This window comes from Acinetobacter sp. 70_2 (genome assembly GCF_056736115.1).
On the sequence record NZ_JBWZIP010000015.1, the window covers coordinates 568,840 to 589,485 of the forward strand.

At 36.5% G+C, this 20,646-nt stretch carries 19 protein-coding genes; 6 read left to right on the forward strand and 13 right to left on the reverse strand.

The annotated features are described in order from the left end of the window. The first annotated feature begins 99 nt into the window (after positions 1–99). The 4 genes from AC1PJ9_RS11705 to AC1PJ9_RS11720 all read left to right on the forward strand — a co-directional run bounded on the left by AC1PJ9_RS11705 (position 100) and on the right by AC1PJ9_RS11720 (position 5,285). Positions 100–1,929: a DUF1302 domain-containing protein gene (locus AC1PJ9_RS11705; protein WP_311088050.1), complete on the forward strand. Its 1,830-nt coding sequence runs from the start codon at positions 100–102 to the stop codon at positions 1,927–1,929. Positions 1,930–2,000: 71 nt separating this feature from the next. Further along, positions 2,001–2,420 carry a PH domain-containing protein gene (locus AC1PJ9_RS11710; RefSeq protein ID WP_311087349.1) on the forward strand — a complete coding sequence of 140 codons (420 nt, stop codon included), beginning with the start codon at positions 2,001–2,003 and terminating at the stop codon, positions 2,418–2,420. A gap of 172 nt (positions 2,421–2,592) precedes the next feature. Next, the gene (locus AC1PJ9_RS11715; RefSeq protein ID WP_311087350.1) at positions 2,593–3,939 is read left to right on the forward strand and encodes a PQQ-dependent sugar dehydrogenase; all 1,347 of its coding nucleotides are present in this window, start codon (positions 2,593–2,595) and stop codon (positions 3,937–3,939) included. A gap of 194 nt (positions 3,940–4,133) precedes the next feature. Then, the gene (locus tag AC1PJ9_RS11720; protein ID WP_311087351.1) at positions 4,134–5,285 is read left to right on the forward strand and encodes a sterol desaturase family protein; all 1,152 of its coding nucleotides are present in this window, start codon (positions 4,134–4,136) and stop codon (positions 5,283–5,285) included. Positions 5,286–5,330: 45 nt separating this feature from the next. On the opposite strand, the gene AC1PJ9_RS11725 is transcribed toward AC1PJ9_RS11720, so the two are convergent. Both AC1PJ9_RS11725 and AC1PJ9_RS11730 read right to left on the reverse strand, forming a co-directional pair. After that, complete coding sequence (locus AC1PJ9_RS11725; protein WP_311087352.1) at positions 5,331–5,984, reverse strand: glutathione S-transferase family protein; 654 nt, start codon at positions 5,982–5,984, stop codon at positions 5,331–5,333. A 229-nt stretch (positions 5,985–6,213) separates the two neighbouring features. Next, entirely contained in the window at positions 6,214–7,416 is a 1,203-nt protein-coding gene (locus tag AC1PJ9_RS11730; protein WP_311087353.1) for an MFS transporter, read from the reverse strand. A 137-nt stretch (positions 7,417–7,553) separates the two neighbouring features. On the opposite strand from AC1PJ9_RS11730, the gene AC1PJ9_RS11735 reads away from it, so the two are divergent. Both AC1PJ9_RS11735 and AC1PJ9_RS11740 read left to right on the forward strand, forming a co-directional pair. Beyond that, entirely contained in the window at positions 7,554–8,114 is a 561-nt protein-coding gene (locus AC1PJ9_RS11735; RefSeq protein WP_233929787.1) for a TetR/AcrR family transcriptional regulator, read from the forward strand. 482 nt (positions 8,115–8,596) lie between these two features. After that, on the forward strand, positions 8,597–9,895 hold the full coding sequence (locus AC1PJ9_RS11740; RefSeq protein ID WP_019458359.1) for a dicarboxylate/amino acid:cation symporter: 1,299 nt from the start codon (positions 8,597–8,599) through the stop codon (positions 9,893–9,895). A 242-nt stretch (positions 9,896–10,137) separates the two neighbouring features. Here the strand turns inward: AC1PJ9_RS11740 and AC1PJ9_RS11745 are convergent, their stop codons facing one another. From AC1PJ9_RS11745 to AC1PJ9_RS11795, 11 genes are all read right to left on the reverse strand, one after another. Next, positions 10,138–10,341: a hypothetical protein gene (locus tag AC1PJ9_RS11745; protein ID WP_000758190.1), complete on the reverse strand. Its 204-nt coding sequence runs from the start codon at positions 10,339–10,341 to the stop codon at positions 10,138–10,140. 359 nt (positions 10,342–10,700) lie between these two features. Further along, complete coding sequence (gloB, locus tag AC1PJ9_RS11750) at positions 10,701–11,432, reverse strand: hydroxyacylglutathione hydrolase (RefSeq protein ID WP_216134232.1); 732 nt, start codon at positions 11,430–11,432, stop codon at positions 10,701–10,703. 146 nt (positions 11,433–11,578) lie between these two features. Next, the gene (locus AC1PJ9_RS11755; RefSeq protein WP_004700797.1) at positions 11,579–12,274 is read right to left on the reverse strand and encodes a methionine ABC transporter permease; all 696 of its coding nucleotides are present in this window, start codon (positions 12,272–12,274) and stop codon (positions 11,579–11,581) included. Continuing rightward, a complete protein-coding gene (locus AC1PJ9_RS11760; RefSeq protein WP_311087354.1) occupies positions 12,271–13,296 on the reverse strand; it encodes a methionine ABC transporter ATP-binding protein in 1,026 nt (341 codons plus the stop codon). The genes AC1PJ9_RS11755 and AC1PJ9_RS11760 overlap by 4 nt, the downstream gene beginning before the upstream one ends. Positions 13,297–13,371: 75 nt before the next feature. Then, positions 13,372–14,244 carry a MetQ/NlpA family ABC transporter substrate-binding protein gene (locus tag AC1PJ9_RS11765; protein WP_311069666.1) on the reverse strand — a complete coding sequence of 291 codons (873 nt, stop codon included), beginning with the start codon at positions 14,242–14,244 and terminating at the stop codon, positions 13,372–13,374. A gap of 472 nt (positions 14,245–14,716) precedes the next feature. Further along, positions 14,717–16,003 (reverse strand): phosphoribosylamine--glycine ligase, encoded by a 1,287-nt coding sequence (gene purD, locus AC1PJ9_RS11770; protein ID WP_004700803.1) that lies wholly within the window; start codon positions 16,001–16,003, stop codon positions 14,717–14,719. A 125-nt stretch (positions 16,004–16,128) separates the two neighbouring features. Further along, positions 16,129–17,703 (reverse strand): bifunctional phosphoribosylaminoimidazolecarboxamide formyltransferase/IMP cyclohydrolase, encoded by a 1,575-nt coding sequence (gene purH, locus AC1PJ9_RS11775; RefSeq protein ID WP_263614060.1) that lies wholly within the window; start codon positions 17,701–17,703, stop codon positions 16,129–16,131. Between the two features lie 88 nt (positions 17,704–17,791). Next, positions 17,792–18,061: a DNA-binding transcriptional regulator Fis gene (gene fis, locus AC1PJ9_RS11780; RefSeq protein WP_001086304.1), complete on the reverse strand. Its 270-nt coding sequence runs from the start codon at positions 18,059–18,061 to the stop codon at positions 17,792–17,794. Between the two features lie 376 nt (positions 18,062–18,437). Further along, positions 18,438–19,280, reverse strand: a complete 843-nt coding sequence (locus AC1PJ9_RS11785) for a zinc-ribbon and DUF3426 domain-containing protein (RefSeq protein ID WP_311087355.1) — start codon at positions 19,278–19,280, stop codon at positions 18,438–18,440. A 13-nt stretch (positions 19,281–19,293) separates the two neighbouring features. Next, positions 19,294–20,199 (reverse strand): 50S ribosomal protein L11 methyltransferase, encoded by a 906-nt coding sequence (gene prmA / locus AC1PJ9_RS11790; RefSeq protein ID WP_263614058.1) that lies wholly within the window; start codon positions 20,197–20,199, stop codon positions 19,294–19,296. A gap of 155 nt (positions 20,200–20,354) precedes the next feature. After that, positions 20,355–20,639 (reverse strand): hypothetical protein, encoded by a 285-nt coding sequence (locus AC1PJ9_RS11795; RefSeq protein WP_263614057.1) that lies wholly within the window; start codon positions 20,637–20,639, stop codon positions 20,355–20,357. Positions 20,640–20,646: the final 7 nt, after the last annotated feature.

The following is a 20,646-nucleotide window of genomic DNA, read 5'->3' on the forward strand; positions in this document are numbered from 1 at the left end:
ACAAAAAATACCTGCTTATGTAAACCATTTAAAGCCAATGGATGGCTTTGAGTACTAAGCAATAAATAAGAAAAATCATATTGATAGGGAGATAATATGATGGGTCACTACGTCTATTTAAATCAAAGAAATAATCACGTTTTATATATTCAAAAAATAGGTGTCTCATTAAGCCTGATTTTATTCATGTCTAAAGCAAATGCAGCCAATTTTGATATTGATAAAGACTGGAAGTTCGAGACAAAGACGACATTAAGCTTAGGAGCCAGTTGGAGTACGCAAGACCCATCCGTTTCATTACTTTATCGGCCTGACGCAAACAAAATAGGCAAACAAGGCGCTAGCATTGATGTGAATGGTGATGATGGGCGTATGAATTTTAGTAAATATGATGCCATTTCACAGATCATCAGAGGAATAACTGAAGTTAAGCTAAATGGAAAACAGCAGGGTGCGGTCATTAGCACGAAATACTGGTATGACCATGCTTATGAGACAGGGCACGGAGATTTTAAACCCTTTAATGATTCAGCGTGGCCAAGGCTCGCAAAGTTCAAAGGTATCGATTTATGGAATGCCTATATATGGAAAGATTTTGAACTGGGCGGTGGAAAAAGCATCAATTTAAAATTAGGCAAACAGACTTTAAATTGGGGAAAATCTCAGTTTTTTCAAAACGGTTTAAATTCGGTAAGTGCATTTGATTTTGCCGCAATCAACCGACCGGGTGGTGATGCAAAAGAAAGAATCATTCCAACCGAAATGTTTTCGTTCGACACAAGCATTAATAAAAATTTGAAAATAGAAGGGTTCTATCAATTTAAATTTAGACCTTCAGTTGTTGATGGTAGCGGAACTTTCTTTGAGATTTCAGACTTTGTGCCTGAAAATGCAGGTCCAGTTCTGATTGCGGGAGGTGGAGATAAATTATCAGATACCGCAATTCGTTTACGTACCTATATTCCACGTGCAGAAAGTAGAAAAGCAAAGGATAACGGCCAATATGGTATTGCTTTAAAACAGACATTAGCCAGTTTAAATAATGCTGAGTTAGGTATTCACTATGCGAACTACCATAGCCGTAATGCAAACTTTGATGGAACGGCTGTAACAGCAGCAGGACCCGAACATTTTAATAGCGCAAGTTATTTTTCTATCTATCCTGAAAATATCAAAATGTTTGGATTAAGTTTGACTGGGAAAGTTGGAACAACAACCATTTTTAGTGAATTAACCCACAAACCTAATCAACCTTTGCAGCTAAACGGCACAGACATTGTCTATGCTCAAGTACTATCGGAAGGAACACCATTTGCGCCGCCGGGAAAAACTGTTGAATTAGGTCAATATATTCAAGGATATGTACGCTTACCCGTAACACAATTTTCGGTTGGAGCAACTGATAGCATATTCAATATTTGGGGCGCGAATTCGATGACATGGTCTACAGAGTTTGCCTTAAACCATATTGCAGATATTGGTAATCATCGGATTGGTCGGACTGGTGCATTTGGCCGTAGTGAGCTTTCAACAGGTGCTTATAATCCTGAAACAGGCGACTTTAAATGTACGCCGTATGGTACAGCCCATCTTACCAATGCAGAAATTGATAACTTGAATGAACGCTTTTGTAATAAAAAAGGTTTTTTTAATGAATGGTCATTTGGCTACCGATTACGTGGCGCATTAAATTATCAAGATATTTTACCCTCTACAGTGATTACGCCAAGTCTTAGTTTTAGACATGATGTTTATGGATATAGCCAAAACTTTCAAGAAGGGCAAATGAGTGTAAGTGCGGCGTTATCTATGACTTATCAGCAAAAATATACAACAGAGATTGCCTATAATAACTTTTTTGGTTCTAATGAATTTAGCACCATAGATGATCGAGATTTTGTATCATTAACATTTAAAGCTAATTTTTAGTTTAATTATTTTATTAAAAAAATATATAGAAAGACTCATTATAAATGAGATTTAGATGTAGAGGATAACTTTTGAAATTTAGATCAAAAATTGATTGGTGGCTTTTATTAATATTTCTTGTGATCATTGCCAATATTATTTTTAAAACTTATCAAGAAGTTCATCATTCTTCTATGGGCACCAATTTTTCGCATCTCATGATTTATAGTTTAGTCATTCTGGTTATTTGGCTTCCAATCTTTAGTACCTACTATGTGGTAGAAAAAAATATATTATTCATTAATAGCCTCATTTTCTGTTGGAAAATTAATATTGATGATATTACTCAAATAGAACCTACTCATAATCCACTTTCATCACCAGCGCTCTCATTAGATCGGCTCAAAATTAGTTATATGAAAAATGGAAGAATAGCGAAGGTGATGATTTCTCCAAAAGATAAAGAGGGCTTTTTAAATACTTTACGTAACAATCCTAATGCGAAGTTTTAATTTGTAGTTATGATGAAGGGGATTTAAGTGCCTAGAAAACACTCGGTTATGTATTAAAATTTTTAAAATATAGGCTGTACTGCTCAGCACAGTTAAATAAATAAACTATAAGTCTCTCTTCTAAAGCATTACCCTGTGCATATTGCGAAAAAATAAGAAATGGAGATAAAAGATGCTTACACGTTTTTTACTGCCGATTGTAGGCACGACCGTTGTAGTTCTGGTTACAGGATGCGCTTCATCCTCTCAATATCCGATTGCCGAGAGTTATGGCCCGGAACCAAAATTACCTGAACCAAAAACAAGCCTATTACCGACTGTGAATATAGCACCAGCGAAGGGCTGGCCTAGTGGTGTTATGCCAACTCCGGCAGAAGGTTTAAAGGTAAAAGCATTTGCTAAAGGACTTGAACATCCACGTTGGCTCTATGTACTACCAAATGGTGATGTATTGGTCGCTGAAACAGATGCTCCTCCTAAACCCGAAGACAGTAAAGGCATTAAAGGTAAAATCATGACGTTTGTGATGAGACGGGCAGGCTCATCTCATCCGAGTGCTAACCGTATTACTTTACTTCGTGACACCAATGGAGACGGAGTTGCCGATCAGAAAACGGTATTTCTTCAAAATTTAAACTCACCATTTGGTATGGCACTGGTGGGGAACTATTTGTATGTTGCCAATACAGATTCACTTGTGCGTTTTCCTTACCAAGAAGGCGCAACCAAAATTACTGCCAGTGGCACTAAAGTACTAGATTTACCGGGTGGCCCTTTAAATCATCATTGGACCAAAAACGTCATTGCCAATCATGAAGGGACAAAGCTCTACATTACCGTCGGTTCCAATAGTAATGTTGGCGAAAATGGTTTAGATCAAGAAAAAGGCCGTGCACAAATTACAGAGTTTGATATTGCAAGCGGTCAGTCTCGTCCATTTGCAACAGGACTGCGTAATCCAAATGGTATGGCTTGGCAACCTCAAAGCGGTAAATTATGGACGGTTGTAAATGAGCGCGATGAAATTGGTAGTGACCTAGTACCCGATTATATGACCTCAGTTCAAGATGGCGCTTTTTACGGCTGGCCTTATAGCTACTATGGTCAACATGTTGATGTACGAGTTAAACCACAAAATCCAGAAATGGTCGCTCGTGCAATTAAACCTGACTATGCACTAGGCAACCATACGGCTTCTTTAGGTCTTACATTTTATGTAGCTGAACTCATGCCACAATTTAGAGGTGGGGCATTTATCGGGCAGCATGGTTCTTGGAACCGTAAGCCGCACAGTGGTTATAAAGTCATTTTTGTACCATTTAGAAGTGGTCAACCTTCTGGTCCACCGCAAGATATTTTGACTGGATTCCTCAGCGATAAAGGTAAGGCTTATGGGCGCCCAGTGGGGGTGGCAATTGATTTTTCGGGTGCACTATTAGTCGCAGATGATGTTGGTAATACGATTTGGCGTGTTTCACCTGTTGCTGAAACAACCTATGAGACTCCATATAAAAAATAAATAGCCTATTTCCACGTTCTGAAATAGATAAATATTTATAATAACTAACCAATTGATCTTGTTTTTGGATTGATTGGTTAGTTTTATTTATATATCTATTTTTTAGTTTGAGCTAAATAAGGTTCTTTTTACAATTAATAATTAAATTTTGTTAGCATGCGCGGCATAGAGAATAAGAACTGTTGATATGAATTATGACCGATCAATTAAGAGCAAGATTTGAAAATTTAGAGCTTAATGCGGGTTTAGGAAAAATTAGTGCTTTTATATCTATGGCATTAAGCTTACTTTGCTTATTTGGAGCTTTATGTTTTTTGTTTCCCAGTGTGCTGACAACTCCTGAGTTACGTCCACTTTATGCAAAGCACTATAGTCTTTTTTATTATGGACTCATTACAGGCATAATCATTAGCGCAGGTTTTGGAGCATTTAGTGCAATCATCCGACAAAATCGATATGGCTTTTATGGTTTATGCTTTGCACTCATCGCAGCAGTATTAGGCTGTGGTGTTATTCATGCTCCAGTCATTCCAAGCGTACCATTTTATGCAGGCATTGATTATTTTGTACTTACCCTAGTCATCTTGGCTTTTATTTTTATACCCCTTGAAGGCTTTTTTGCTAAAAACCCTGAACAAAAGATCTTAAGAGTGGGCTGGGTGACCGATATGAAATATTTCATGGTCAGCCATATTGGTATTCAACTATTTAGCTTCTTAACGGTTATGCCAATTCAGTATTGGATTACGCATTTACCTGATAACCCAATTGTGCCGTATGTTCAAGCTCAGCCAATTTGGCTGCAATTCATTGAATTGCTCATTGTGGTTGATTTTACGGTGTATTGGTTACATCGAGCCATGCATGAAGTTAACTTTTTATGGCGTTTTCATGCGATTCATCATTCGACTGAATATATGGATTGGTTAGCATCTTCCCGTTTACACGTTGTTGAAGTTTTAATGACTCGCTTTATTGCCACTTTACCGATTTTTCTTTTAGGGTTTCATACTTCTGCTGTTTTTGCCTATTTAATTTTTATTTCATTTCACGCTATTTTTATTCATTCCAATGTACGTTTTCGATTTCCATATTTACGTTGGTTTATCGCAACACCGGAATTCCACCATTGGCATCATTCCTCTGAAAAACCTGCGATTGATAAAAATTACGCTGCTTTTATTCCACTTTATGATGTTATTTTTAAAACCGTATATATGCCGAATCACTTGGCGAGCGTGTATGGTACGGTTGGCTATAAAATTCCAAATAGCTTTGTAAAACAGTTTACGTGGCCATTTAAAAAGTATGTAAAACGCTTTTTAAAACGCTGGCGTGACCAGTAAATCTTCATTTTTAGCTTATAAATAAAGAATGCTTAAATAACATCTTTAAGCATTTTTCTTGGTGTCTGCCGCTGCAAAATGAGCCATTTGGTCAGTATACGCTTTTTGAAAAGAAGGGCGTCTAGTCGCTCTCTGAACATATGCGAGACAATGGGGAAACTCTGTTAATCCATCAAATCTATTCACCAAACGTAATACGTCAGCCATAACAATGTCAGCAATAGAAAATGACTCTGTTAGCCATTCTCGCTTAGAAAGAATTGATTCCATATGTTGGAGTCGAGAGAGAAGAAATGCATCAAATTGTTTATGTACGGGAGTATCTGCCTGAGCATTAGAAAATTTTAATAAAGCCCAAGGAAGGCTCGCCATTTCTACTGAATTAAGTGCTGCAAATAACCATTCTATAACTTCATTACGCTGTTTCGGATTTGTAGGTAAAAGCACACTACTACGTTCACCCAAATACAATAGAATAGCGCCACTTTCAAAAATTGAAATATCACCATCTATTAACCACGGAACTTGCCCAAAAGGCTGGTGAGAAAAATGATCATCTCCTCGTTCATAAAAAGATACGCTATTTATTTTATAGGGCATTTTTGCTTCTTCTAAGGCCCATCTTATCCTTATATCTCTTACAAAACCTCGTGGTAATTCTGGAACCCAGTCAAAAGTTGTCAAAATGAAATTATTCATAATAAATTTCCTTATATTTTATAATGATAACTAAAAAATCCTTTTGAGCATTTTATTTATTTAGTATCGACGTTCAGTTTACGAGTGAATTTTGATATTAAAAACAGTGTAACGAATTTCAATAGACATCAATGTAGTAATCGGAAGCTAAATTATTTATTTAAGTATCATTTGTTTTAAATTATTTAAGTCAGCTTCATTTGAGACTGACTTTCTTTTTAACACATCATTATTTACTTTTAATATTTTTAAAAATCATCAGAAGGGCAACAAGTGACAATAAGACAATAAAACAAATATAACTATTTGCTGTATGCATCAGCCCAACTTTCCCTACAAAATATCCAGCTAAAATTGCAGGAATACTAAAAGCCAAATAACTTTCCACAAAAAATGCAGCCATAAGGCCTGCACGTTCTTCTGGAAGAGCCAGCGGCATTACACTACGAATGGCTCCCATAAACGCCGTACCAAAACCAATTCCAGTAATAATTGAACCTAGAAATAACACAACTGCATTTGTAAGATTAATTGCTAAAAATAAAATGATTGAACCAATAGCAATTGAAAGCGTACCAGTTAATAAAATACGGAAATTTGTCGATTTTCTAAGCGTTAATATACCTACTGCACCAGAAAGGGCGAGCGCCATAAACATAATCCCGTTTAGCCATGCCGATGAAGTATGGAAAATTTTTGCCAGTAAAGATGGCATAAGTGACAAGAAGAAACCACTGACCATCCAAAGTGCAATATTAATAGGGCTAATACTTAATAAAGCACTTTTCGTTTGTGGAGGAATAGCCATCGCGGGTTTCAAAGAAGTAAGTGCACCAGTTCTTTTTTGGACTGTCTCTGGAGTAAAAAAACTTAAAATAAGTTCACAAATAAGAAGAAAGCATAGAAACTCAAAAACAAGCTGTAACGGGTGAGTGGAGAGCTGCAAGATAGAACAGGTCAGAAAAATCCCGACAGCCATACCTATCATAGGTGTAATACTATTAATTAGTGAGCCATGGAGCTTACTAAAATCTAAAATGGCTGCTCCTATAGCTGAAACAGCAAGCCCTGTTGCGATTCCTTGTAAGCCTCGTGCGATAAATAACATCGAAACATCTGAAGCAAATAAGAAGAAGCTCATTGAAATAATTTGCAGAGAAATGGCAGCAATAATGACTGGTCGACGTCCAATATAGTCAGACAAGGAACCAATAATTAGTAATGATCCCAGCAGCGTAAAAGCATAAGTTGCAAAAATTAAAGTTAATGTGACCGGTGAAAATTGCCATATCTGTTGGTATAGGCGGTAGAGCGGCGTTGGCGCACTAGATGCAGCCATAAATGTCATAAGCGTAATTGTGTTGAGTGTCAAAGCGCTTGCAGCATCTAATTGAAAAACAGCTCTTGACCGTTTTGAACTTGAATTGTTCATAGAACATCAATATCATAAAAGCGAATATTTAGCTTTTATACATTATTTTAACACTAAAGCAAATCCTTAGCTTTAGTGTATTTTGTATATAGATATAAATATTTATAAATTTTTTGATCCCTTTACAGAGTTTATAAATGGCAAAAGTTGTTACTGGATTACGTCCTGGTGGTCGCAGCGAGAGAATACAAACTGCGGTACATAATGCTGTAAAAGAATTACAAAAAGATTTCGAGCAAAGCCAAATTACAATTCCAATGATTGCTGCACAAGCAGGAGTAACGCCTTCAACCATTTATCGTCGATGGGGGGATATCAACCAGCTATTTTCAGATGTAGCTTTAAATGAACTCAAACCAGATATGGAACCCAAAGATTTAGGTTCATTTGAACGAGATATCACAGCATGGGTTGAACAATATTTTGAAGAATATGCTTCAGAAGTTGGGCAAGATTTATTACGAGACGTACTCTATACGTCAAATTCGGATTCTAATAATGCGCGTAAATGTGAAACCTTGATTATTCAACAACTCGACATTATTCAAAATCGAGCAAAATTACGTAATGAGTTCACTATACCGAACCAAGAAATAATCGAGACTGTAATCGCACCTATGCTATTTCGGATTTTATTTACCAATCAGGAATTAAGCCTAGATTACGTACATGGTCTTTTAAAACGCCTATTTGTTTAAAGTAATAGGCGTAACTTCCTATTTTTATTGCTAAAAAATAGCTTATTTAAATAGCTCACCAAATAGGCTTTTGTTTTTATTAAATAACTATATATCAATATTTCTTATTATTTAAAAACTAAATTCTCATAATTTAAAATAAACATGAAATTGTCTTAATCATTTATTTTAAAAATGATGTTTTTGTTGAATTAAAAACAAAAGATAAAAGCTCATAAAGAGATGATTAATAGAACTAATTAAATAACAAACAAGTGGTTAGGTGTCTTTTTAAAGTTTTTTTCTAAATTTTAATTTTAAAGAATGCAGAAAAAGACAGACTTTATATACAAAAATATACATGGTTTTTAAATTTTACATTTTCTAAATTTATAACACAGGGTATTTTTTATTCTTTACAATGGCTTCACTTCCTTTAAAGCAGCTTGTGGTGCACGCTTTATATTTTATTTTTTTATCCCCATCGAACAGGTATTTAGATAATGGATTTCAATACCCTTGACCAAGAAACCGTACAGAAAAAACAGAAATTTCATCAAATTTTGTATGTACAGGTCATCTTTGCAATTATTTTAGGCGTTTTAATTGGTCATTTTTACCCTGAGCTTGGACAGAGCTTAAAACCGCTCGGTGATGCATTCATCAAAATCGTTAAAATGATTATTGCTCCCGTAATCTTTTTGACTGTGGTTACTGGTATTGCCAGCATGACGAACATGAGTCGGGTTGGACGCGTGACTGGTAAAGCAATGCTATATTTCATTACTTTCTCAAGTCTTGCACTTGTGGTTGGTATGATTGTGGCAAACATCATTCAACCGGGTAAAGGTCTAAACATTGACCCAGCAACCTTAGTCAGCGATAAGGTAAATACTTACGTTGAGAAGGCTCATGCCACCAATATTACTGACTTCTTCATGAATATTATCCCGCAAACACTGGTAAGTCCGCTTGCTGGTGGTGAAATTTTGCAGGTTCTATTTGTGGCAGTACTATTTGGTATTTCTTTAGCTGCTTTAGGCGATCGTGCACGTCCAATCACTGATTTCCTAAATAACTTAACGGCACCAGTTTTCTACTTGGTTGGCATGTTAATGAAACTTGCGCCAATTGGTGCTTTTGGAGCTATGGCATTTACTATTGGTGCTTATGGAATCGAATCAATCGGTAATTTATTACTATTGATTATGACTTTCTATATCACGGCTGTACTGTTCGTATTAATCATTTTAGGTGCAGTGGCACGTTACAATGGCTTTTCAATTATTGCTTTAATTCGCTATATCAAAGATGAACTCTGGTTGGTTTTAGGTACAAGTTCATCTGAAGCAGCTTTACCTTCTTTAATGGATAAAATGCAAAAAGCGGGATGTGAAAAATCTGTAGTGGGCTTAGTTATTCCTACAGGTTATTCATTTAACCTTGATGGTACTAACATTTATATGACTATGGCTGCTTTATTTATTGCACAAGCATGTAATGTAGACTTATCTATTAGCGAACAACTTGCATTACTTTTAGTGGCAATGGTGAGTTCAAAAGGTGCAGCAGGGGTAACAGGTGCAGGCTTTATTACACTCGCTGCTACTTTATCAGTTGTCCCATCTGTACCTGTGGCAGGTATGGCGCTCATTTTAGGTATTGACCGCTTTATGTCTGAGTGTCGTGCATTAACTAACTTAATTGGTAATGCATGCGCAACAATTGTTGTTGCTCGTTGGGACAAAGCTCTGGACAAGGACGTTCTAGATAAAGCATTAGGTAAATCTAAAACGAATTAATTATTTAAAATTTTAATTCGAACTAAAAAACCTGTAGCAATTGGCAATTTGGGAGAGGCGCCGTGCTACAGGTTTTATTTTATCTAGTCGAAAATTTAATTTAAAAAAAACTATCTTGTATGTAAATGCTTAATTATGGGAGGCCAATATAAAATTTTCACAAACTCTCATATAGATCTACTTTGAAAGCAGAACTTTTAAGTTGCCTATACTGAAAATAGTATATGCAAAACAGCTCAAGCTTACGCTTTTAAGTGATCCTCAAACTCTTCACCTAATTGCATCGCTAAGGCATTACCAGCCAAATCACACGTGACTAAGCCATACTCTTTCTTAAAACTGAAAGTGAAACCTTTTCCATCGGCCAAGTTTTTAACCGAATACCCTAATTTTTCTAACCAAATACGGAACGCAATTAAATTTTTAGCTTTAACAACCTTTTTCACGTGAGAACTCCTTCTTCTATCCGTGTCTTACACCTTATTTATTAATAGGGATTTACCTAGATTTTTTAAAGGGGGAAAACTTTGTTTTATTTTGCAACTTGTAAAAAAAGTAAAAGAGATAAAGTAATCTTCTTCATTTTATAAATTTATTCAGTTTTTATGTAATCAATTTTTGTACTAATAAAATGTAAGTATTTAATTTTTATGGTTATTTAAAAATAAAAAGATTAGGGTAAAATTTAATCAAAATAAGTTGATTTAAAATCAATAAATGTAAAAAATAATTTCATGAAACATGCTTTATTCAAAAAGATACAGTTCTTAAAATGAAACTGTATCTTTCGATAGAGCCCATAAATTTAGAAATTATCTTTTAAACTACGTAAATGAGCGAACTCATCTACACTTTCAGCACGTAAAAATGGATTAGTTGCCAATTCAAGTTCAATACTACTTGGTAGAGTAATTTTACCTTCCGTGCGAAGCTTACGAACTTGTTCTGCACGTTCTTGTAAGGCATGATTTTCAGGTTCTACGCTTAAAGCAAACTCAGCATTAGAAAGTGTATATTCATGCGTGCAATAGACTTTGGTTGTGGTTGGAAGGGCTGCAAGACGATTTAATGAGTGATACATTTGCTCTGCCGTACCTTCAAATAGTCGGCCACACCCCATTGCAAACAAAGTATCACCACAAAAGAGGGCATTCAGTTCCTCAATAAAATACACAATATGCCCTAAGGTATGACCTGGTGTTGCAATAATCTCTACTTTTAAATCATTAAATTTTAGATGGTCATCATGTTGAAGGGGATGAGTAATACCGGGAATTTTACTTAATTCATCTCTTGGACCATATACAGTTAGAGTGGAGTTAGCCGTTAAATCTGCAACGCCACCGATATGATCTTTATGCCAATGCGTAAGCCAAATTTGCTTTAAGGTTAAATGATGGTCATTGCAAAATTGAGTGACTAACTCAGCTTCTGTTGGATCAACTGCAACGGCTTCATGAGTTTCAGTATCTTCTAAAATCCAGATATAGTTTTGTAGGGCATTTTGCACATCAATAAAATGAATTCTATAACGCATTGTTTTATCCTGAAACCAAATCCAAAGAGTAACCACTAATTTTGATGATAACAGAAAATGGCATTAAGCCATGTACTCAACTTTTTAATAACAGGAGACTATAAAAACAAAAAGCCCCCGTTTAGGGAGCTTTCTATATAAATGACTTAGCGTATCTTAGAGAGCCAGTTGCCTAAAGTCTGTACAATCTGTACCAAAAGCAAGAGGATAATCACTGTTAAAATCACAACGCTTGTATCAAAACGTTGGTAGCCATAAGAAATGGCTAAGTCACCAATACCACCAGCACCAACTGCACCAGCCATAGCGGTCGCACCAATAAGGCTAATCGTAGCAGTCGTCAAGTTCAAAATAAGAGAACTACGAGCTTCAGGTAAAATAAAGCGTGAAATAATCTGCCAAGGTGTTGCACCCATTGCTTGAGCAGATTCGATAATTCCTTCATTTACTTCAAGTAGGGAAGTTTCAATAAGTCGGCCCATATATGGTCCAACATAAATCGTTAAAGGAACGATTGCCGCCCATGTACCAATTGAAGTGCCTACCAAGAACTTGGTGAGAGGAATAACTGCAATAAGCAAAATAATAAATGGCAGAGAACGCAGAGCATTTACAATTGGGTTAAGCAAATGATAAATGAATCTGTTTGGTAAGATCCCTTCTGGGCGAGTTACAAGCAGAATAATGCCTTGGATGAAGCCCCAAATACCACCAAATATAAGCGCAAAGAACACCATATTAAAGGTTTCTTGTAAGGCAGTTACAAACTGGTCCATAGAAAGGGAACTTTGCCAGAAAGGCTGAGTAAGTTCAGTTAACCATTGTACGATTAAATCTCTCATACTTGATCTCCTGATTGAACTACGCTCACTTCATTTTTCTCTAAAAACTCGATCGCTTGGCGAATTAACTGCGGGTCACCTAAAAGCTGTACAAACATTTGACCAATCACTGTGCCATTAATTTCAGTCATATTGGCAAATAAAATATTTAAACTAATATCATATTGTTTAATAAGTGACTGAATCACAGGTTCTTGAGCCGAACGTCCTAAGAATTGTAGGCAATAAATGCTGTGGTGATGTTGATTTTCTAATTGATTTAGAATGTTAACTGGCAACTGTTGATGTAAAACAGTTTGTATAAAGTTTTTAGTTGTTGGATGCTGAGGATTACTAAAAATATCAATAGTTGAGCCTTGCTCAATCACTTTGCCAGCTTCCATAACTGCAACATGGTCACAAATAGATTCAATGACATCCATTTCATGAGTAACCATAACGATAGTAATTTTCTGTTCTTGATTGATTTTCTTTAAAAGCTCTAGAACGGATTGAGTAGTTTGTGGATCTAGTGCAGATGTGGCTTCATCGCATAATAAAATTTTAGGATGATTTGCCAAAGCACGAGCAATACCAACACGTTGCTTTTGACCGCCAGAGAGTTCATCTGGATAGGCATCTTTTTTATGCTTAAGATCAATAAACTCTAATAATTCATTTAAACGCTTTTCACGTTCTGCTTTTTTATAATTTAGCAGACGCATTGGCATTTCGATATTTTCAGCAACTGTTTTGGTTTGAAGCAAATTGAAATGCTGAAAAATCATACCAATATTTGCACGCTCCTGACGTAATGAACGTGCATCTAAAGCAGTGAAGTCCTTTTGATTAATAATAATCTGACCTTCATTTGGTCGTTCAAGTAAATTAATCAGGCGAATTAAAGTACTTTTACCTGCACCACTATAGCCAATAATGCCGAAAATACTGCCCTCTGGAATCTCTAAATTGATTTGATCGAGTGCGCGTATGGTCTGGCTTTTGAGCTGATAGTGCTTTGAAATGTTTTTAAATTGAATCATATCGTCAGAAACTATGCTTGAAAGAAAAAACAGGCAAAGATAATTTGCCTGTTTCACGTTTGGGCTATTATATTACTATTTAGCTTCTGAGAGATAGCTGATTGGTTTGTCTACGTCAACTTTTGTTCCACCAAAGTGTTCTTCAATGTATTTTTTAACAGCTGCAGTGTGGTAAAGCTTACCAACTTTTTGCAAGACAGGATCATTTTTACGTGATTCAGCAGTTGCTAGAACGTTGACACTAAGTTTTGAGATTTGATCAATAGGTTCATAGAACATAGAATCTTTGAGTACGTTTAAACCTCCCTCGAGTGCTATGGTATTATTTAATACAACTGCATCAAATTCATTTTTAAGACGTAATGCAGTTTCCATTTTGATTGGTTTGATGTTGATCTTTTTGGGATTTTCGATAACATCAATTGGACTGCCCTGAACAGGATTATAGTCAGCTTTAAGCTTGATTAAGCCAGCAGTTTGTAACAAGAGTAGCGCACGAGATTCGCTGGCAGCATCATCCGGGATTGAGATAATTGCACCTTCAGGAAGTTCTTCAATTTTTTTGTATTTACTTGAATAAATCCCCATTGGCTCAATATAAGTGGTAGAAACCGCTGCAATCTTATCCGGGTTTGAATTATTAAATACAGTAAGATAAGAATAAGCTTGGAATGCGTTCAAATCTACTTCTTTATTTGCAACTGCTGTATTCATTGAAACGGAGTCTGAGAAGTTTTTTACTTCTAACTTCAGTCCAGCAGCTTGGGTTTCAGGTAAAGATGCGATATAACGCCAAATGTCAGCATCCGAACCTGTAGAGGCAATTACTACCTTTTGTACTTTGGAACTATCATTGTTTTGTTCGGCTTGTTGAGCATTTTCTTGTTTGCTACATGCTGTCAATAATACTACTGACATGCTTAAAAAAAGGCTGATCAGCTTTTTCATTTAAAAAAGTCCTGATTAAGATATAGAACAATAACGATTGATCTATATCAATATGAAAAGAGAGGAGTTGGAATTACAACTAGTCTAAACTCTGTGATCTTTTTCTGGGGTTCCATAATTTGCTTGCATATTTTGGCTATAACAGAGGGTAATTGTTTAATAAACAAAAACTGTTTCCCCAAACAGTTCATCCCCAACAGTAGCCAAACGAGCATTCATAAATTTAGAATATTAAAAAACTCTCTACAGGCATAATTTGTAGAGCAAGTCTTTATGGAAATTATTAAAACAGCAGTGTCTGATGACAGTTACAACTATGTACTAATGATAGCAATAAAAATGTAGTTGATATAGAGGGCTTTTTTTCTATTTGTTGATATCTTAATAAATCTTATAAAAATTTATATCATTTTCTTCTATTGGTGTACAAAATAAAAAAGCTCCCTAAATAGGAAGCTTTTTTTGCTAACTTTTATTCAGCTTTTTCACGTGCAATCGCGCGGTAACCGATGTCACTACGGTATTGCATACCTGTGAAAGTTACTTGGCCGCATACTTCTAAAGCATTAATTTGTGCTTCAAGAACGCTGTCACCTAAAGCAGTTACGCAAAGTACACGTCCACCAGAAGTCACAATGTGACCATCTTCACGAGTTGCAGTACCTGCGTGGAAGATTTTAGTATCTTCAGGTGATTGGCCGATACCAGAAATCACATCACCTTTACGTACGCTATCTGGGTATCCTTCTGCTGCAAGTACAACACCGATAGACTTACGCTCATCCCACTCAGCTTCTTTTGGTAAATTACCTGCAATACCTGCTTCAACCAAATCAACAAGAGATGACTTTAAGCGCATCATGATTGGTTGAGTTTCAGGGTCACCAAAACGGCAGTTAAATTCAATTACACGTGGTTGACCTTGCTCATCAATCATTAAACCAGCATATAAGAAACCAGTGTAAACATGTCCATCAGCCGCCATACCATCAACAGTTGGACGCATAATTTCAGTCATTACGCGCTCAAAAACATCTGGAGTTACAACTGGAGCAGGAGAGTAGGCACCCATACCGCCAGTGTTTGGACCTTGGTCACCTTCAAAAATACGTTTATGATCTTGTGAAGTTGCCATTGGTAAAATATTTTTGCCATCAATCATACAAATGAAAGAAGCTTCTTCACCAGCAAGGAACTGTTCAATTACAACGCGTGAACCAGCATCACCAAATTTGTTACCTGCAAGCATGTCATCAATTGCTGCAAAAGCTTCTTCGTTGGTCATTGCAACGATTACGCCTTTACCAGCCGCAAGACCGTCAGCTTTAATAACGATTGGTGCACCATTTTTTTCAACATAAGCTTTAGCTGCATCAACTTCAGTAAATACATCGTAAAAAGCAGTTGGAATGTTATGGCGTTTTAAAAAGTGCTTAGCAAATGCTTTTGAGCCTTCAAGTTGTGCTGCATATTGAGTCGGTCCCCAAATTTTTACACCAGCTTCACGTGCAGCATCTACTACACCATTTACTAATGGTGCTTCTGGACCAACAACAACGAGTTCAACATTATTTTCTTTAGCAAAAGCAATAATTGCTGGGTTGTCTAAAATATCAAGTTGAACGTTAACGCATTTTTCTTCTGTTGCAGTACCAGCATTACCAGGTGCAACAAAAACTTGAGTAACTTTGGTATCTTGCGCGATTTTCCATGCTAGAGCATGTTCACGGCCACCACTACCTAAAACTAAAATATTCATTTTTAATTTGTTCCTTAACTTTAATCCTTTTTCATCCCCCTCTATTTCTCGAAGTGGAGAGATAGTTCCATTATTGTGGAAAACCCTCCTGAATAAAAGGAGGGTTAGGGAGGACTAAATTTAAATTAGTGGCGGAAATGGCGCATACCAGTGAAGACCATTGCAATACCAGCTTCATCAGCTGCTGCGATGACTTCTTCATCACGCATAGAACCACCTGGTTGAATAATGCATTTAATGCCAGCTTTAGCCGCATTATCAATACCGTCACGGAATGGGAAGAATGCATCAGATGCCATAACAGCGCCTTCAACAACCAAACCAGCATGTTCTGCTTTAATTGCAGCAATACGCGCTGAGTTAACACGGCTCATTTGACCCGCGCCTACACCAATAGTTTGACGGTTTTTTGCATAAACAATAGCGTTTGATTTTACATATTTCGCAACTTTCCATGCGAAAATAAGGTCATCAATTTCTTGTTCAGTAGGTGCACGTTTAGTAACTACTTTAAGATCATCTTTAGTGATCATGCCCAAGTCTTGGTCTTGAACAAGTAAGCCCCCATTAACGCGTTTATAGTCAAGTTGTGGAGCACGTGCATCAATTGCAGGTAATTCGCCACATACTAAAACACGAACATTTTTCTTCGCACCAGTTACTTCAAGTACGCCATCAGCAATGCTTGGAGCAATAATAACTTCAACGAATTGACGATCAACAATTGCTTGAGCAGTTGCAACATCTAACTCGCGGTTAAATGCAATAATGCCACCGAAAGCAGATTCTGGATCTGTTGCATAAGCTAAATCATAAGCAGCTTTAATACCGTCTAAAGAAACCGCAACACCACAAGGGTTAGCATGTTTTACGATTACACAAGCTGGTTTAGCAAATGATTTAACACATTCTAGTGCAGCATCTGTGTCAGCAATGTTGTTATAAGACAATTCTTTGCCTTGTAATTGTTTTGCTGTAGAAACAGAAGCTTCTTTTGCGTTTGCTTCAACATAGAAAGCAGCAGATTGGTGTGGGTTTTCACCGTAACGTAAATCTTGTGCTTTGTTTAATTGAGTGTTGAACGTACGAGGGAATAAATCAGCTTCACCTTCGGTCTTACCAACGCGAGCGCCTAAGTAAGAAGCGATCATGCCATCATATTGAGCTGTATGTTCAAATGCTTTAACAGCTAAATCGAAGCGTGTTTCATAAGAAAGTGAACCAGCAGCTTTTAATTCGTTAATCACTGTATCGTAATCTGAAGCATTAACAACAATACCCACAGAAGCGTGGTTTTTAGCAGCAGCACGCACCATTGTTGGACCGCCGATGTCGATATTTTCGATAGCATCAGCAAGTGAACAGTTTGGTTTAGCAACTGTAGCTGCAAATGGATAAAGGTTAACTACAACTAGATCGATTGGATCAATGTTGTGTTCTTGCATCACTGCTTCGTCTAGACCACGACGAGCTAAAATACCGCCATGAATTTTTGGATGTAGTGTTTTTACACGGCCATCCATCATTTCTGGGAAACCAGTATGTTCAGATACTTCAACAACAGCAATGTTATTATCTTTAAGCAACTTGTATGTGCCGCCTGTAGATAATAATTCTACCCCTAAAGCTGCAAGGTTTTGAGCAAATTCGACAATTCCTGTTTTGTCTGATACAGAAATCAAAGCACGTTTAATAGTCATGATGTTCAAGTCAACAATTTCAAGTCTACGGATTAAAACCAATTAGAAGCATAAAAAAATGCCCACGACGTCGTGAGCATTTTATCATTTATTCACTCATTAAACCGTGAGCTTTTAACTTTTTGCGTAAAGTGCCGCGGTTTAGTCCAAGAATTTCTGCGGCACGTGTTTGGTTGCCACGAGTATATTCAAGAACTACAGATAAAAGAGGTTTCTCCATTTCTGCTAGCACCATGTCATATACCTGAGATGGTTGCTCACCTTGCAATTGTGCAAAATAATGACGAACTGCGCGATCCACGTGGATGCGAAGAGCAACATCAGATTGTGCAGTAAAAATAGGAGATTTGCTATTCATGCGAGTTAATCCGAAAATCAAATACTAGCTTGGGTAAAGTAGTATATAAATGTGGTCTAAAAATACGGAGTCCTGTTTTAGATCCTAAAACAGTGACTCTAAAACATAAGAACAATTAGCTTGCCATAATTCTTCGTATTGAGTAAAAAATAAGCGTAACAATAGTTAAATATTTGTTACAGCCCCCTCAAAAACAAAAAAAGTTAGGCTATGTGCTTAATGTAGAAAAGCACACATGCTTAACAGTATATTTTTTGAATTGAGAGCGAGGAGTATATGAGTCAAAGCTTTCGTGGCGCGTATCATACCATTGTCTAGGAAAAAGTGAGCAAATTAACTGCATTTTTTTTTAATTTTTTTTCACTTTTTTTACAATTTAGGGGTGGACAATTTCTAATCGATAATTTACTAGGCTTTTTTTGCTTTTATTTAAATCAAATTGAAATCTAAAAGGTGTATTAGTAGGGATGCGTTGAATGCCACGTAAATTCTCAACCAAATATTCCTGCGGTTGAAAAATGATTTCTTCTTGCTCATCTTCTTTACCAAAACTTAGTTTTAGATTAGGCAACTCAATACTTTTATTATTTTGATTAACTAGAACGCCAGAAAATTGTGTATGTTCTGTATCAACTCTACGTAGTTTTACCTTTTCTATATAAAGAAGTTGATATTGTTCAGTTGACTTACTGCAGTGCAATATTTGACAGACATAATTAAATGCATGGCTAATAGCAGGACTCTGCTGCATGAGTTTTGGGTTGAACCAGAGAATCTGAAAAGTAAAAACCAAAATCAGTATAAGATTCGCAGAACTCCAAAGCGTATAGTACAACCAGCTATGCTTTTTACCATTATCTTGTTCAGGTGAGGTTGCTTGTTCAGCTAAGTTGAGGTTGGGGAGCGCATTGATTGGTTCGTTATGGAAGTAATTTAAATTATTTAAATACGTCAAAAGATCAATATTAGAGTTTTCAACTTTTTGATCAAAGATATCTAACACATGTGAATGAGTCATATATCGTGTTTGAATCGAGCCGTCAGCTAAAACAGAGGAATTTGTTGCTTCTGGAAGTTCAACATTAACTAAATTAGTTAGAGCATTGAAATTTAAATTACATTTAGGGCAACAAACCATGCCCTGAGCAACAGTTAACTGGGTCAGAGAAACTTTATAAACTGTTAAACATTTAGGGCAGCGGGTTTGTTTTTCATTCATGAGTTAAATAGTCTCAATTTATTGTTTTGCGTTTTCCTGATATGCGACACCAGTTTTCTTCGCGCTTTTCGACGTCTAATATATCAAAAAATTCAGAATAAACACCTGAAACATCAGCTACTTGCTCTTCAATTACACCAGCAAGTGCGAACTCACCATCAGATTTAAGTAATTTTGCAAACTCTGGCGCAAGTGCCATTAATGGTCCCGCTAAAATATTTGCTACCAAAACGTCTGCTTGTTGAGGTTTGAATTCTTGATCAAACTCTTCAGGAAGGCCAACATATAGGCGGTCTAATACCCCATTAAGTTCAGCATTTTGTTTTGTTGCTAAAACTGCTTGTGGGTCGATATCTGTCGCAAATACTTTTTTAGCGCCTAATAATAAAGCTGCAACACCTAAAATGCCTGAACCACAGCCATAATCAATCACGATCTTATCTTTTACATCAGTTTTACCTAACCATTGTAAGCATAAGAATGTACTTGCATGGTTGCCTGTACCAAAAGCAAGGCCTGGATCAAGTTTAATATTGGTCGCATCTGCTTCTGGTGGTTCTAACCATTCTGGCACGATCCAGAATTTTTCCCCAATTTGAATCGGTTCATAATAATCCATCCATGCGCGTTCCCAAACTTGGTCTTCAAGTTCTTCATGACGCATAGGTACATTTGGAAGCTGAGCTTTTAAGAAAGCTTTTAAAGTGTCAACATCAATTGGGTCTTGTTCGTCTTGTTGATAGATACCTGTAACAATGACTTTATTCCATAAAGGTGTTTCACCTGGTAATGGTTCAAGTAGAGCCTGATCTTCGGCATCATCCAGAGTTACGCTTACCGCACCTAGAGACATTAATAGTGTTTCTGTGAATTCAACTTGTTCTTGATCAACGGTAATGTGTATTTGTAACCACTTCACGAAAAGGACCTAAAATTTTATTTAAAGGCATATTGTAGCTGACTAGAAGGCTTTAAAAAAGAAAACGGCCCATCTTTAATGGACCGCTTTTGAAAATGATGATCTGATATAGAAGAAAATAAAGTGATTTCTTTATACCTTAAGTCAAAACTATATTAAGGAGCAGGGGCTTTAAATTGTAATTTGCCATTTTCATTTGGTTGGCAAGTACCATTAAAGGTTACCCCATTATGGCTGTAAGACACCCATTCGCCCTGACGTTTTTTAGCACAAGCTCTCAGTTCTTTTTGCATCACTGATTTACCTGACTCTGCAGCATGCTTAGTTGTTTTAGCAGTATGAGTCGATTTAGCAGTATGGTTAGTCGCAGCGTGGGTCAACGTTACGCCTGAAAAACAAAGGAGAGATGCGGTTAAGATTTTTAACATGGTACTTTTCATTTTGTGT